13 protein-coding genes are annotated in these 15,203 nt (G+C 32.4%); 9 read left to right on the plus strand and 4 right to left on the minus strand.

Going from position 1 to position 15,203, the window contains the following annotated elements:
* Window positions 1-13: 13 nt before the first annotated feature.
* The 3 genes from ACEN2I_RS00430 to ACEN2I_RS00440 form a co-directional block, all read right to left on the minus strand.
* Window positions 14-793 carry an O-methyltransferase gene (locus ACEN2I_RS00430; protein ID WP_441764147.1) on the minus strand — a complete coding sequence of 260 codons (780 nt, stop codon included), beginning with the start codon at window positions 791-793 and terminating at the stop codon, window positions 14-16.
* A 177-nt stretch (window positions 794-970) separates the two neighbouring features.
* A complete protein-coding gene (locus ACEN2I_RS00435; protein WP_441764148.1) occupies window positions 971-1,513 on the minus strand; it encodes a hypothetical protein in 543 nt (180 codons plus the stop codon).
* Window positions 1,514-1,717: 204 nt separating this feature from the next.
* Window positions 1,718-3,580 carry an ABC-F family ATP-binding cassette domain-containing protein gene (locus ACEN2I_RS00440; RefSeq protein WP_441764149.1) on the minus strand — a complete coding sequence of 621 codons (1,863 nt, stop codon included), beginning with the start codon at window positions 3,578-3,580 and terminating at the stop codon, window positions 1,718-1,720.
* Between the two features lie 720 nt (window positions 3,581-4,300).
* Here ACEN2I_RS00440 and ACEN2I_RS00445 point away from each other — a divergent pair.
* The 3 genes from ACEN2I_RS00445 (at window position 4,301) to ACEN2I_RS00455 (ending at window position 6,671) form a co-directional block, all read left to right on the plus strand.
* Window positions 4,301-4,861, plus strand: coding sequence for a hypothetical protein (locus ACEN2I_RS00445; RefSeq protein WP_441764150.1), 561 nt, complete (start codon window positions 4,301-4,303; stop codon window positions 4,859-4,861).
* Between the two features lie 250 nt (window positions 4,862-5,111).
* On the plus strand, window positions 5,112-5,906 hold the full coding sequence (locus tag ACEN2I_RS00450; RefSeq protein WP_441764151.1) for a DUF7003 family protein: 795 nt from the start codon (window positions 5,112-5,114) through the stop codon (window positions 5,904-5,906).
* Window positions 5,907-6,491: 585 nt separating this feature from the next.
* Window positions 6,492-6,671 carry a hypothetical protein gene (locus ACEN2I_RS00455; protein ID WP_441764152.1) on the plus strand — a complete coding sequence of 60 codons (180 nt, stop codon included), beginning with the start codon at window positions 6,492-6,494 and terminating at the stop codon, window positions 6,669-6,671.
* A gap of 669 nt (window positions 6,672-7,340) precedes the next feature.
* On the opposite strand, the gene ACEN2I_RS00460 is transcribed toward ACEN2I_RS00455, so the two are convergent.
* The gene (locus ACEN2I_RS00460) at window positions 7,341-8,306 is read right to left on the minus strand and encodes a T9SS C-terminal target domain-containing protein (RefSeq protein ID WP_441764153.1); all 966 of its coding nucleotides are present in this window, start codon (window positions 8,304-8,306) and stop codon (window positions 7,341-7,343) included.
* Window positions 8,307-8,961: 655 nt separating this feature from the next.
* Here ACEN2I_RS00460 and ACEN2I_RS00465 point away from each other — a divergent pair.
* The 6 genes from ACEN2I_RS00465 (at window position 8,962) to ACEN2I_RS00490 (ending at window position 15,186) form a co-directional block, all read left to right on the plus strand.
* On the plus strand, window positions 8,962-9,579 hold the full coding sequence (locus ACEN2I_RS00465; RefSeq protein WP_441764154.1) for a hypothetical protein: 618 nt from the start codon (window positions 8,962-8,964) through the stop codon (window positions 9,577-9,579).
* Window positions 9,580-9,802: 223 nt separating this feature from the next.
* On the plus strand, window positions 9,803-10,228 hold the full coding sequence (locus tag ACEN2I_RS00470; protein ID WP_441764155.1) for an adenylyltransferase/cytidyltransferase family protein: 426 nt from the start codon (window positions 9,803-9,805) through the stop codon (window positions 10,226-10,228).
* A 144-nt stretch (window positions 10,229-10,372) separates the two neighbouring features.
* The gene (locus ACEN2I_RS00475; protein WP_441764156.1) at window positions 10,373-11,323 is read left to right on the plus strand and encodes a GDP-L-fucose synthase family protein; all 951 of its coding nucleotides are present in this window, start codon (window positions 10,373-10,375) and stop codon (window positions 11,321-11,323) included.
* 82 nt (window positions 11,324-11,405) lie between these two features.
* The gene (gene gmd / locus ACEN2I_RS00480; protein WP_441764157.1) at window positions 11,406-12,488 is read left to right on the plus strand and encodes a GDP-mannose 4,6-dehydratase; all 1,083 of its coding nucleotides are present in this window, start codon (window positions 11,406-11,408) and stop codon (window positions 12,486-12,488) included.
* Window positions 12,489-13,087: 599 nt separating this feature from the next.
* Entirely contained in the window at window positions 13,088-14,215 is a 1,128-nt protein-coding gene (locus ACEN2I_RS00485; protein ID WP_441764158.1) for an MBOAT family O-acyltransferase, read from the plus strand.
* 5 nt (window positions 14,216-14,220) lie between these two features.
* Window positions 14,221-15,186 (plus strand): hypothetical protein, encoded by a 966-nt coding sequence (locus tag ACEN2I_RS00490; RefSeq protein WP_441764159.1) that lies wholly within the window; start codon window positions 14,221-14,223, stop codon window positions 15,184-15,186.
* Window positions 15,187-15,203: the final 17 nt, after the last annotated feature.

The raw sequence follows: 15,203 nt of genomic DNA on the forward strand, positions 1-15,203 counted from the left end.
GGTTGTCATTTTTTTATGTTCGAATTACAAAATGTTCTTTTTCCTGCTCGCGTCTGAAGAACACAAATCCCCATTGAAAAGTATCAATAGTGACAGTTACTTTTGGATGGCTTTTGATCACTTTCCAGGCTTCATCCATTTCTGAAGACCAATGAATATCATCAAAAATCCAGACAGAATCGTTATCAATAGTTGGTAATAAAAGATCAAAATAAGTCAGAGTTGCTTTTTTCGAATGATTTCCGTCAAAATAAATCAGGTCGTAAATTGTAGATTGCAGATTTTCTGAAATTAAAAAAGATTCAAATTTCGAAATTATATTTTCAACATTATTAAAATTGAATTTTTGTAATTGCAATTGACATTGATTTGCAGTTTCAGGACAGCCTTCGAGCGTAATTAGTCTTGCTTTTGGATTTCCTAAAGCCATTGCAGAGGTAGCTAATCCTAATGATGTTCCAATTTCAAGAATGTTTTTTGGCTGAAAATACTTTGTTATGCGAAATAATAATTCCGCCCTTTTTTCAGAAATTCCCGCAGTTTTTGCAATTTTAGAAATCTCCCTTTTATTCGATTTGAAAATCTTTGAGCCGGCACCAAAATCAGTTACTTCAATGAAATTTTTATTTTCATAAAGCGATTTTCTATAATTATTAAGAATCGAGTATTCTGGTTTTGATTTTTTATAATAAAAGCATTTCGTTACTAAATTAAAAACAAATGGAGAATGTACACCATGTTCATTCTTGGAGTTCCAAAGGAATTTTAAATATGATTTTATTTGAAATAACATAGCAATATCTGAAAGTACGAAGATACAAATCAGAAATTAATTGTCACTCGGGAATTATTTTTAACTCGATTAAATTATCATTGCGTGTTTTTTTAAGTTAGTATCGCTAAATATAAAAAGTGTTAAAAGCCTAATCTTAGAAAAAGATTAGGCTTTTAGCATAATAATAGGGAATAATTATCTGTAGATATTGTATCCGTTGTTTGATTTCCAGACTTGTTCAAAGTATTCAGCATCTTCATTGTTACGAGGATGAACTCCTAATACAACATTACCTTCTTTTATGCCTGTTTCGTAAGCTTTGGCTCTTTCTTCCGGAATTCCGGAGCCAACTAAAGCTCCAATCAGACCTCCTGTAATTCCACCTGCTCCCGCTCCGGCTAATCCTGCAGCAAGGGGGCCGGCAATAATTAATCCCAAACCTGGAATAACAAGGCTTGTGCCTAATGCGGCCACTACACCTACTACAGCACCGATAGTACCTCCAATTGCAGAACCTGTTCCTGCTCCTTCAGCTGCTTTTGTGCCTAATTCAGAATGATCTTCTTTGTCTGAATAGTGTTTTTTTCTGGTTTCGTCAGACATAATAAGATTTATTTCATCTTTTGTATATCCTCTCTCACTTAGAGTATCATAAGCTCTTTCTATGCTATCGCGATCTGAAAACATTCCTGTTAATACTTCACGTTTAGTTCCATCGGGATTATGTAAATTTTCCATTTGATATAATTTTTAAATTGTGAATTCGTTTTCACTTATACAAAGCTCGTCAAACCTCTTAATTTTTATTTATATAATTACTCCAAATTCTTACATAGTGATTTTAACATTTGTGTTTTTCTTGCACACTTTTCAATTATTCTATATAAAAAATCCCAAATTAACTCGAAAACTAATTTGGGAATTATTCTATAATATAGAAAATTACGCTTCGATCTTAGCAGAAAGCTCAAACCAGCGCTCTTCTTTTTGATCTATTTTAGTTATGATGTTCTGTAATTCATTTGCTTTTTTCTCGATGTCTGCATCTGCCACTTTTCCGTCTGAGAATAATTGTTCAATTTTCGTCTTCTCGATTTCTAAATCTTTGATCTCTCTTTCCAGTTTCTGATATTCTTTTTGCTCGTTGAAAGTCAGATTTCCGGTTGGGTTATTTTGTTTCCAGTCTTTCTTTTCGGCTTTGTTTTCTTCTTTTTGAGCAACGTCGGCACTGTCTTCGTACGCTCTGAAATCAGAATAGTTTCCTGGAAAATTTTCGATCTCACCATTTCCTCTAAAAACAAATAAATGATCGACAATTTTATCCATAAAGTAGCGATCGTGCGAAACTACCAATAAACATCCCGGATAATCTAAAAGGAAACTTTCCAGAACATTTAGCGTTACAATATCCAAATCGTTGGTAGGCTCATCCAGAATCAAAAAGTTCGGATTCTGAATCAAAACTGTACATAAATACAAGCGTTTTAATTCGCCTCCGCTTAATTTTTCAACAAAATCATATTGTTTTTTAGCATCAAAAAGAAAACGCTCCAGTAATTGTGAAGCCGAAATCATTCGGCCTTTTGCAAGCGGAATAAATTCGCCGTATTCTTTAATGATGTCAATGACACGCTGATTGGGTTTCGGGTTAATGCCGCTTTGCGTGTAATATCCTATTTTAATCGTATCCCCTTTTACAACACGCCCGCTATCAAGAGGTAGCGTTCCGGTAAGAAGATTCAAAAAAGTAGATTTTCCGGTTCCGTTTTTACCAATGATTCCAATGCGGGCTCCACGCTGGAAATCAAAACTAAAATCATCAAGAATTACATGATCTTTGAATTTTTTAGAAATTTTATGAAGCTCGATGATCTTGCTTCCCATACGTTCCATATTTATTTCAAGTTCAACTTTATTTTCCTGACGACGGCTTTGTGCTTTTTCTTTAATTAAGTAAAAATCATCCTGACGCGATTTTGATTTTGTAGTTCTCGCTTTTGGCTGACGGCGCATCCATTCCAATTCTTTTACAAATAAGTTTTTAGCTTTGTCAACGCTGGCATTTTCAGACGTAATCCGTTCTTCTTTTTTCTCTAAATAATAGGAGTAATTTCCTTTGTATTGGTATAATTTTCCGTTGTCCAATTCTATGATTTCGTTACAAACACGCTCCAGAAAGAAACGGTCGTGCGTTACCATAAATAGTGTAATATTTTCTTTAGCAAAATAACTCTCCAGCCATTCAATCATCTCCAGATCTAAGTGATTGGTTGGCTCATCCAGAATCAATAAATCAGGACGATTAATTAAAATAATGGCCAGGGATAGACGTTTTTTCTGTCCACCTGAAAGATTTTTTACTTTTAATTTAAAGTCTTCCAGTTTTAATTTGAACAAAATCTGTTTGTATTGCGTTTCAAAATCCCAGGCATTATGCTGGTCCATGCCGTCAAAAGCTTTTTGATAGGCCTCTTCATCATCCGGATTTTCAAGCGCTTTTTCGTAGGCTTCAATTACTTTAAGAGTCTCATTGTCTGAAGCAAAAATGCTCTCTTCAATGGTTAACTCCTCCTGCAGATTATTATCTTGGGAAAGGAAAGCCATTCGGATTCCTTTTCTCAACACAACCTGTCCCGTATCGGGTTCATCCAAACCATTTATGATGCTCATAATGGTAGTTTTTCCAGAACCGTTTTTAGCGATAAAAGCAATTTTTTGGTCTTTGTTGATTCCGAAGGAGATGTTGTCAAAAAGCGTTCTCTCGCCAAATGATTTTGATATATTTTCTACAGATAAGTAATTCATTGTAATTTGTTCCCTAACAAAGGGCTTTATGTTTTTAAAATCAAAGAGGTCTCTAATTGGGTCTCTAATGATTAAGAGGTGCAAATATAAACAGGGCAAAGATAGTTTTTTGAATCAAACAAAAAAAGGTAGAGACTATTTACTGTAAATCTTTACACGGTATTCGTTTTAATTTAAATTCAGGAAAGGATAGGGTAAATAAAGAAAGGTACATTAACCCCACTGGTGCTCGTTTGCAACGAGTGCCTAACTTAAATTGACAGAAACCCCACTGGCGCTCGTTTGCAACGAGTACCTAACTTAAATTGACAGAAAATAGGTAGCGTTTACAACGCGGTTTAATTAAAGCGATCGGGTAGATTTGCAATCCGTGCCCACAAACTTGATACTGCATACCGCAAGGATCCTCTCCGAAGTGGTCCTCATGAAAAATTGTGCAAGCGTCTGCGACTTTGCGCAATTTTTATACTCTTGTAAATTCAAAACTTTTTAAAGTCTCCCGACTTTAAATAATTGGTTTATACAATTTGGTTTTATTAAATAGGGCAGAAGCAACTAAATATTCTTTTGGTATTTTGTAATCTTTTTTGGTTATTTTTGAAAATATATAAAACGAAACGAACATTCGTATATACACCCAATTTTGGGTAGATTGGCGCTACTTTGTAGCGTATATAAATAAGTTACCAGCAAGGCTAAAATGACAAACTACATAAGAAAATGACTTACGACTTTTTTGCAGACAAGACAGACAAATTAAAAGTTCTTGATTTTATTTTCAACGAAACTGACTTGCAAGTTTACGACCTAGGCTCCCCTTATTGTCAAGAAATTTGCCAATACAAAACTGTTGACGAAATATCATCAAAGTTTGACCTTGAAATAGACGAATTCGGAACAACATTTCAACTCTGGACACCAAGACATAGAGGCAAACCAATTTTTAGAAAAGTTGACCTTGACCCAAAACGTTGTAACGGACATACGTTTCGTTATTCAACTGATGGTTGGGGACTTATTCAGTTGTATTTGGGTGGACTAAAAAACAACGAACTTAGACATTCGCACATCGGACATTTTAACGAAAAGGGAGCATTAAAATGGGAAGACATTAATAATGCAAATGGACTTGTTAGTTCTTGGGATTGGGCAGAAATTCAAACAACTTCGAGAAAATTAAAATATCAAATCCATAACAAACTTGCGATAAGAAAAATCGGAAGTTTTGGAGTTTTATCGGGAGCAAACCAACTTGAAACACAAGGAATAAAACTGAGATGAAAAAACTGCCGAGAAAAAGCCCAGCTGGTAACAGCCACTACAACGGATTTGGGCATTTGGCTTAATGGAAAGATGGTTTTGTATTTGGGATGATTTGGCAAATCCGAATATTGGGCTTAATTTAGTCCCAAACCCGCTGTAGTGCCAAGACGTTAGCTGTGATTGTATGAGACGACTACCAATAATAACATTACTCTTTTTACTCTCTTGTTCGGGGACAGTGAATAACAACTTTAGCGAAGCAAAACAAATGACATTTACTGAAACAGAAATATTAGAACAATTGGACTTGGCTTTTAACGAAACACCAAGTAAATATTATCCAGCAGGACGACCGGAAGATATTAAATACAACTTTTTCCTTGACCTTGAACACGGTTATTGTGAGACAGCAGGAAGCCGAATTCATTTGTATGCTGACTCAACAAGATGGGTTATCGTTTTTGAAAAAAGTGGTTATCAAAATAGAAGAACTTCTGCGGAAATAGAATTGAATTATGTCGGAAATTGCATTGACTATCCAGTTGACCAATTTCCTGAAAGTAACTACATCACTAATTCAAGCAGTGTAATTCTAATTGACCCGACAGAATTTGAAAGAATTGAAAATAAAGTTGGTGCCGAAATGGAAACGTTTGAGTTAATCAGTCAAGAGATTAAAGAGATTAAAATCCGAGACAAATTTGTCCCGTTTGACAACAACTATCAGAACTATGAAAAAGTTGGAATTCAAATTCGAGATTACGACAATCCTAAGAAGTTAATTGGTTTTGGTGACTTGGTAAGATATTTACACGAAACAAATCCGACATTAATAAGTGCCACAGAAAACGAGATACGAAAACATATTCCCAAGAATATTCCGAAGCTTATGACAATTGACGAGTTTCATTTTGTAAGTGCATACGAAAAGACAAATCCACCAAGCCAACAGGAAACATATAAACTACTTGCAAAAGTTTTGGTAACACGAGACACTATAAATTGGAAACCGACACAAAAACCAAATAACAGCTGGAAAAATTGGGAATCAGGGAACTTATAACAAAAAGAACAACCACAGCTAACAGCAAGAGTTTCGTTGCGTGCGTAGCACGAACAATGAAACTCGTGTTGAACGGAACCGCTGAGATTCCGCAACTATGGGTTTTTCGATAAATAATTTATAAGAATTGCAAGAGGCTATTGTGCCTCTTTTTTTTGGAAGTAGTTTCTGCTTGGTTTTATCGTGTTTTGCTTCACTTTTAGGCATAAATACCCCACTGGTGCTCGTTTGCAACGAGTACCTAACTTAAATTGACAGAAAATAGGTAGCGTTTACAACGCGGTTTAATTAAAGCGATCGGGTAGATTTGGAATCCGTGCCCGCAAACTTGATACTGCATACCGCAAGGATCCTCTCAGAAGTGTCCTCATGAAAAATTGTGCAAGCTTCTGCGACTTTGCGCAATTTTTTTATACTGTTGTAAATTCAAGACCTCTTAAAGTCTTCCGACTTTAAATAACGAACCGAATAAAGTTAAAGGTTAACGAAGACAGGATTCGTTGTATAGAATCAAATATTTCACTAACTTTAAGTCAATTTAATATTTAAACTGATAATTTTCAAATTATCTAAATAATTTAAATTATGAAAACGGACTTAAATTCAAAATTTATACTTCTCCTGTTGTTTACTCAATTGCTATTTTCATGTAAAAATAATATAAGTGCGGGAGTTGGCAGTGACGGAAAAAGTCTTGATTCCACGGTAACAAACAGCGACACGACTACTGTAACAAAAAAGAATTCAAAGGTATTAAAAGAATAGAGCAATGTACTAGAGTAAGTATTAGCCATCGAAAAAAAAAAGAATAAAGAACTTAAAAAGCAAAAAGTGATACCAAGAGGGACAAGGGTATGTATATATCCCAAAGATGTGCAATGCATTATGGGCAAAGAATATCCGCAGGCGAGATTATATTTATTAAAGATTAAAAAACATCTTAATAAAGAAGCGCATCAGCTTATTTCAATAGAGGAGTTTTGTGAATATTCGGGCCTTAAAATAGAACATGTAGTGCGTTGCATATTGGGATAAAAGAGCAGAAAATAAGCTGTTAAGCCTCTGAAAAAAAACAGAACAGGTTCAATATTTAGTCTGATGAATGGTCAGCCGTAATAGATAGGACGATAATGACAGAACGATTTTTTTTTAAGGGGATTGGCCTCTTTTGGTAAAAATAAGTTTAGAATGCAGTCTCTAATGAAAATAGAAACTTAAAATTTGATTTTACCATTCAGCTATATGAATTAGTCTGGTAAGTATGCTGTCACACCGGGCGGAGTCGAGAGGCAACAATAGTTCGCAACTTTGCGCGAACTGGCAATTGGCATAATGTATAAATCTAAAGGGTGTTATTGTGGTAAAATCCCAGCATTGACTTCTGCTAAAAATAACTTTCTTGCAAAAGCAAACTAGTATAGCACGATTTGCGAATTATTTAGGAATACTGGAATTCAGTATGGGACTTAAATCAAAATAATGGATTTGTTGCCGGACATTCAAAATAGGTTTTCTGATTAAGGCTTCGTTGGTTAAATAATAATGCAAACCATCTTCGGTTGCGATTCCTTCTGTCTGATGAAACGACAGCTTAAGGCTAATTCTGCGCTTGTTTCCGGATAGGAAATCATGATTTTTAAAATCATATAAAAGATAAAGAAAAGGTTTTCCTTTTGTGGAATAGCCGCATAAAGCAATTAATTTTTTGGATGCTAAATAAGTAGCACCTGTAACCAAACCTTTTATATCAAATGTTTCTTTTAGTTGTGCTATGTGATTGCCGGATTTGTTTGGTATAGCATAAATACTGGTTTTGGATGACTTCCATTGTTTAGTAAATAAATAAATACTGTCTTTTGTAACAATAAAAGCTTCACAGTCAAAATTGGTGGTATTTGGTTTTTTGGGAGAAAAATCGGTTTGGTCACAATAGCTAAAAGTAATAGTTTCAGGGACTGGATTACCTTCTAAAAATGATCTTTTTTCAATTTTTAATATTTTTAAATCAGTTCGGTTTCCGGTATAATTATTTCCAAAGTCTCCAATATAGACATAAGAGCTGTCTTGTGAAATTTCTTCCCAATCGTGATTGATTGCCTTGTTCAAAACAACCTTTTTTTGAATTCTACCTAAAGAATCTAACCCATATATCGTTTGATCATGATCGTCATTATGGGTCCATAATAAACCTTTAAAAGAAATGATTCCTGAAGTTTCTTTGACAGAATCACTTAATACTTTTGAATACTCTGGTTTTAGTTTAATTGTTTGGTACAAACAGCTTCCATCGTTTAAAGTTGCATTTGAATTATAATTTTTTGATAAACAATCTGTACATCCTGAAATCTGGCTGTAAGTAATAGTGGTAGAAAAAAAGAGAAGCAGAAAAAATTCTTTCATAATTAAAAGGCAATAAACTAAAATTTTAAAAGTTATGTTTTAGACATTTAATTTGAAATGTTAGATGCAATTTATAAAATAATTCATAATCGGGTTTAAATTTTTTTTTAGGGCAATTATTAAAAGTCAGAAATTTAACATTAAAAAAATGATTATCGTTTTTTTAATATTGCTAAATTAAGTTAAAACCATTTTTTTATTAAAATTTATAAATTGGCTATAATTTGTATTGAAGTATATGTATTTGATAATGAGATTAGTGTATTTTTGTATAAGCTTTATTCATTGTCCTGTGATATTTTTAAGTATATAATCTAAAAATTGTCAATACATTTGCATAAATTTTATTTATTTCTAATTTTTCTGTAAAAGGGAGTTAGAGTAGCGAAGCTGTGTTTTAATACTATTGACCGATGAATTTATAGAGAAAAATACTGTTATTAAGTGTTGGGATTGTAATGTAATTTTAACATTTTTTAAAGAAAAAAGATTTTGTTTGAAAGAATATTGATTATCAATACTTTTTGAAAAAAATAAATTTTTTTCAAAAATAAAACATTTAAATTTCATTGACGTTTGTATGTTTGTTTTTTTGAAAAAACTGAGATTAATTAATTTATTAAATATATAACAACCCCAAAAAAAATACCTACGTATGAAAAAAATGTTTTTTGCTTTATTATTGATTACTGCAGTCTCACAAGCCCAATACAGGATAAGATATGATAAACTTTTTATGGAAGCCGGAATTGGAATGGCAATACCTTTGTCTCTGGTTTCACCTTCTGGAGAAAACAGACCAATAGCATTAGTGCATGGCCAGGGTGGATTACGCTATATGTTTGACGAAAATGTGGGTGTTTTAGGATCTTTAAGCTATGATCAGTTTAATAAAGGAAACCAAAAAAGCGATCAGATGATTGCAAGTTTAGAGCTTTGTTATAATTTGGGGAATCTTATTGAATTATCAAGAAATTCCGGAGGGCAATTTGGATTATTGGTACATGGCGGAGCAGGAGTTGGAGTGATGTCCAGCAAATTTTTCAATCGTGATAAAATAGGAGCCTTAATGATAGGGGCAAAACCCTTTGTTGCGATAAATGAAAAAGTTTCCTTTTATGCAGACTTAACTTATAAATCAACGTTGAGTCAAAAAATATATTATAACGGAAATTTAGTTGGAAAAGATATTACAGGAAGCAATCTGGGACTTACTTTTGGTTTTATAGTTGCTTTGGGTCAAAATCGTTTCCACGCAGATTCAGCTTATTAAGCTAAAAAAATATTCAAAAGTATTTTAAGTTATAAATAACAGATTATAGTTACAATCTATGACGGAACAATTGATGTTACAAATTTTTTCTATTTTTTTATAGTAATAAATTGTTGTCTATTCAGCATGCCTTTTTTTAATAAGATAAAATAAAGAGCATTTTTTTACAAGTTTATGTTTTTAATTCATGTTGTCTAACCATATAACTCTTTAAAAAATAATAATGAAAATAGGAATTACTTTTAGTGCCTTTGATTTGCTTCATGCAGGGCACATTACAATGCTCGAAGAAGCAAAACGTCAATGTGATTATTTAATTTGCGCATTACAGACAGACCCAACATTAGACCGTCCTGAAAAAAACAGGCCGACTCAGACTGTTGTCGAACGCTACATCCAATTAAAAGGCTGTAAATTTGTAGATGAGATTGTACCCTATGCAACAGAACAGGATTTGGAAGACATTTTAAAATCTTTTAAACTTGATGTCCGGATTTTAGGGGATGAATACCGGGAAAAGAATTTTACAGGACGTGAATATTGTGAGTCAAAAGGAATTCAACTCTATTTTAATACACGGGACCATCGTTTTTCAAGCAGCGGTCTAAGAAAAGTAGTAGCAGAAAAAGAAGCATTAAAAGTAATTTAGGTGAGTTAAATGACTTATTTGTTAGACTGATAATTTTTTTGAAAAATTAAAGGATTCTAAAAAAATCAATTGATCGTTTTAAATTAGGTCATTTACATGTTAATCAAATAACAATTAACCTGTTAATCATATCATAGAAAAAAGATGAAAAGTAACGCCAAAATATACATCGCAGGTCATAGAGGCATGGTTGGAAGTGCGATCTGGAGAACACTTGAAGAGAAAGGATTTACAAATTTGATAGGGGTTTCAAGTAAAGATCTGGATCTTCGGAATCAACAGGCAGTTCGTGATTTTATTGCTAAAGAAAAACCGGAAGTTATTATTGATGCTGCGGCAAGAGTTGGAGGAATATTAGCCAACAATGATTATCCATATCAGTTTATTATGGAAAATATGCAAATTCAGAATAACTTAATTGATTCCGCTTTACAAAATAATATTGAAAAGTTTATTTTCCTGGGAAGTTCTTGTATTTATCCAAAATTAGCGCCACAGCCTCTAAAAGAAGAGCACTTACTAACTGATACTTTAGAGCCGACAAATGAATGGTATGCGATTGCCAAAATTACCGGTGTAAAAACCTGTCAGGCAATCAGGAATCAGTTTGGAAAAGATTATGTCAGTCTGATGCCAACAAATTTATACGGAACACATGATAATTTTGATTTAAATACATCACATGTTTTACCGGCAATGATTCGAAAATTCCATGAAGCTAAAGAAAATAATCATGCTCCTGTAACGCTATGGGGTAGCGGAACTCCGATGCGTGAGTTTTTATTTGTAGATGACATGGCTCAGGCGGTAGTTTTTGCTTTAGAAAACAAATTGCCTGATTATTTATATAATGTAGGAACAGGTGAAGATTTAACGATTAAGCATTTGGCAGAAACGATTCAGGAAATTACTGGGCACCAGGGAGAAATTATCTGGGATGCTACTAAGCCTGATGGTACGCCAAGAAAGCTGATGGATGTATCCAAAATGCATAATTTAGGCTGGAAACACAAAATTGAACTTCACGAAGGAATCCAAAAGACATACAATTGGTTTTTAGAAAATAGTGATGCGTTCAAACAGGTAAAAATGTAATAAAAAAAATAAAGTAGTTAAAAGCTTGAGGCTTTAACCATTCATTAAATAATCGCGATTAAGCAGTTAAAATATAATATATATGAGCACACAAAAAGTAGCACTTATAACAGGAATCACGGGTCAGGACGGATCATATTTAGCCGAATTATTATTAGAAAAAGGGTACCAGGTACACGGGGTTAAAAGGCGTGCCTCTTCTTTTAATACACAGCGAATTGATCATATCTATCAGGATCAGCATGAAGTACATGTTAATTTTAAATTACATTATGGTGACTTGACGGATTCTACTAATATCATCAGGATAATTCAGGAAGTACAGCCGGATGAGATTTATAATTTGGGTGCGATGTCTCATGTAAAGGTATCTTTTGATTCTCCTGAATATGTAGCTAATGTAGATGGAATAGGGACTTTAAGAATATTAGAAGCGGTAAGGATTTTGGGATTATGTGAAAAAACCAGAGTTTATCAGGCTTCTACTTCTGAACTTTATGGAGGGATGACAGAAAATAAAAACGAAAAAGGTTTTTATGATGAAAACTCACCATTCTATCCTCGTTCTCCGTATGGTGCCGCTAAGATTTATGGTTTTTGGATTACTAAAAATTATCGGGAAGCTTACAATATGTTTGCTTGTAATGGTATCTTGTTCAACCATGAGTCGCCAAGACGCGGTGAAACTTTTGTTACCCGTAAAATTACCATGGCAACGGCTGCTATTGCAAAAGGAAAACAAGATTGCCTTTATTTAGGTAACCTAAACTCACAAAGAGACTGGGGACACGCCAAAGATTATGTGGAAGCAATGTGGAGGATCTTGCAACAGGATGTACCGGAAGATTATGTAATAGCGACAGGAGTAACTACTTACATTAGGGATTTTGTAATCATGGCTTTTGCAGAAATAGGAGTTACATTGACTTTCGAAGGAGAAAACGAAAGCGAAGTAGCGAAAGTGGCAGCCTGCAACAACCCGTTATACCAATTAGAAATAGGTAAAGTGGTGGTGAGGGTAGATCCAGAATATTACCGTCCTACAGAAGTAGATTTGCTAATTGGAGATCCTACAAAATCTAAGACACAACTAGGTTGGAAGCCACAATACGATTTGGCTGCTTTGGTTAAAGAAATGGTAGAGAGTGATTTGAAGTTGTATTAGAGAGTAATTTGCAAAAGGATTATAAGAAGGAACTAAATTATTGAAATGGATTTTATTTTAAATGGAAGTTTAATTTTATAGAATTAGTGAATCCTCTTTTATTAAAAAATATTAAGGTAGTATTGATTAATTTATAATGATTTTTTAGAAATCGAAAACCAAATTTCAGAAATTAATTTTAATTCTCCTGAGAAACCAAATAAAATAGATATTTTAACTGGAATAAATTTCCTTTTTTTTTAAGCTAATAAGTACTTTAATAAAAATTAAAAAAATCATGAATGCTCTTTAACTCACAAAATTATCTCTTCTTTTTTTTATTAGTTTTTTGTTTATATTGGTTTGTTGCAAATAAATCGTTAAGATGGCAAAATATAATATTACTAATTGTCAGTTATTTTTTTTATAGCTGTTGGGATTGGAGATTTTTATTTTTATTAGTTTTTTCTACGGGTTTAGATTATTTAGCGGGCATTACTATTTATGAAGCAAAATCAGATGTTAAAAAGAAGTTTTGGTTAATTCTGAGCATAGGTATTAATTTAGGGTTTCTGGGCTTTTTTAAATATTATAATTTTTTTATTGAATCTTTTGCTGATATGGTAAAACTTTGGGGCTGGCAACCTCATTATACCACTTTAAAAATTATTTTACCTGTAGGTATCTCTTTTTATACATTTCACGGTTTGTCATACGTGTTGGATATTTATAATACTAAGATAAAGCCTACTTATAATTTAGTTAATTATACATTATTTGTTTCTTTTTTTCCCTTATTAGTTGCTGGCCCAATTGAGAGAGCAACACATTTGTTGCCACAAATTGAAAAAAAGAGAGAGTTCTCATATAGTAAGGCAGTAGATGGTCTTAGACAAATTTTATGGGGGATATTTAAAAAAGTTGTAATTGCAGATAATTGTGCTCTTTATGCAAATGAAATGTTCAATAATACTGATGGGCAATCTGGCAGTAACTTATTGTTAGGAGCACTGTTTTTTACATTCCAAATTTATGGAGATTTTTCAGGATATTCTGATATTGCTTTAGGAAGCGCAAGATTACTTGGATTTGAATTACTTAAGAATTTTAATTTTCCTTATTTTTCAAGAGATATTGCTGAGTTTTGGAGAAGATGGCATATCTCCCTTTCTTCGTGGTTTAAGGATTATCTTTATATTCCTTTAGGAGGAAGTAAAGGAGGAAAATGGATGACAATAAGAAATACTTTTATTATATTTTTAATTAGTGGATTTTGGCACGGTGCAAACTGGACTTTTGTTTTATGGGGTGGTCTAAATGCTTTATTCATTCTTCCTTCAATGTTAATGCGCACGAATAGAAACTATGTTGATGTTGTTGCTCAGGGTAGATTATTGCCTAGTTTTCCAGATTTTATAAAGTTAATTACCACTTTTACTATTGTAGTATTTTGCTGGATTTTTTTTCGATCAGATTCTATCTCCAGTTCTTTTAGCTATATAGCTAATATTTTTGATTCTTCTTTGTTTAGTATACCTTCAATTATAAACAAATCGTTTTCTACAATATTATTAGTATTGTTTTTTATATTAATTGAATGGATTGGTAGAGAAAGTAATTATGCAATTGAAAATATTGGATCTAAAAATTCAAGGTTTATAAGATGGAGTTTTTATGCATTTATTCTTTTTTTGATTGGAATGTATATGCAGGTAAAATCAAGTGAATTTATTTATTTTCAATTTTAATTTCTATGACCAAATTCATAAAAAATCTAATTTATTTTATTTGCTTTTCCTGTTTGTTTTATATAGGAGCAATATTTATTTATGGTCATATTATTCCTGGGGCGTTAAGAGGTAATTTGCCGAAAAATGCAGGTACTAAAATTTTTTCTACATACGATTACTCCTTTTTTAGATTTTCGGAGGCAGACACCGTAAAAAAGGTTGATTTGTTAATTATTGGCTCCTCACATGCTTATCGTGGTTATGATCCAAGAAATTTTGAAAAAGAAGGATTTGGAAAAACTTTTAATTTAGGAAGTTCAGCTCAGTCAATATCTAACACTAAATACTTAATTGAAAAATATGTAGACAAATTTCATCCAAAATATTTAATTGTTGATGTTTACCCGTCTTTATTAGAAAATGACGGTGTTGAATCAACTATTAATTTAGTTTCTTATTTTAATGTTGATTTACCTATGGTCAAAATAGCCTTTGATGTTAATAATGTTAGACTTTATAATACAATAATCTTTAAAGAGATTAACATCGTTAACAATAATAATTTTGTAAAAAACCTAGCTAAATCTAACAAGCCTAAAGAAAGTTATATTAAAGCAGGGTATGTTAAGAATGACTCAATAGGTTTTTTTACAAAAAAATATCAAAAAAATAAGATTAATTTTTCTGAAAGTACAAGATTACAGTATGAGGAAATCGTAAAATATGCTAAAGAAAAGGGTATAAAGATTATTTTCTTTCAGGCTCCTATACTTAAAGAAAAATATCAAAGTATAACAAATAACAACGAAATAGATAGTGAGTTTGAAGAAATAGGAACATATTATAATTTTAATGCTGAAGGATTTTTGCCAAATGATTGTTTCTTTGATGATTCTCATATCAATTCAAAGGGTGTAAAATTATACAATGAATATGTTATTAAGAAACTTAAATCAGTAGGTATTTCTTCTAATTTACAGCTCTTATAAATAGTGAATTCAAATAA

It is taken from the genome of Flavobacterium sp. W22_SRS_FK3 (assembly GCF_052113665.1).
Lineage (GTDB): Bacteria > Bacteroidota > Bacteroidia > Flavobacteriales > Flavobacteriaceae > Flavobacterium.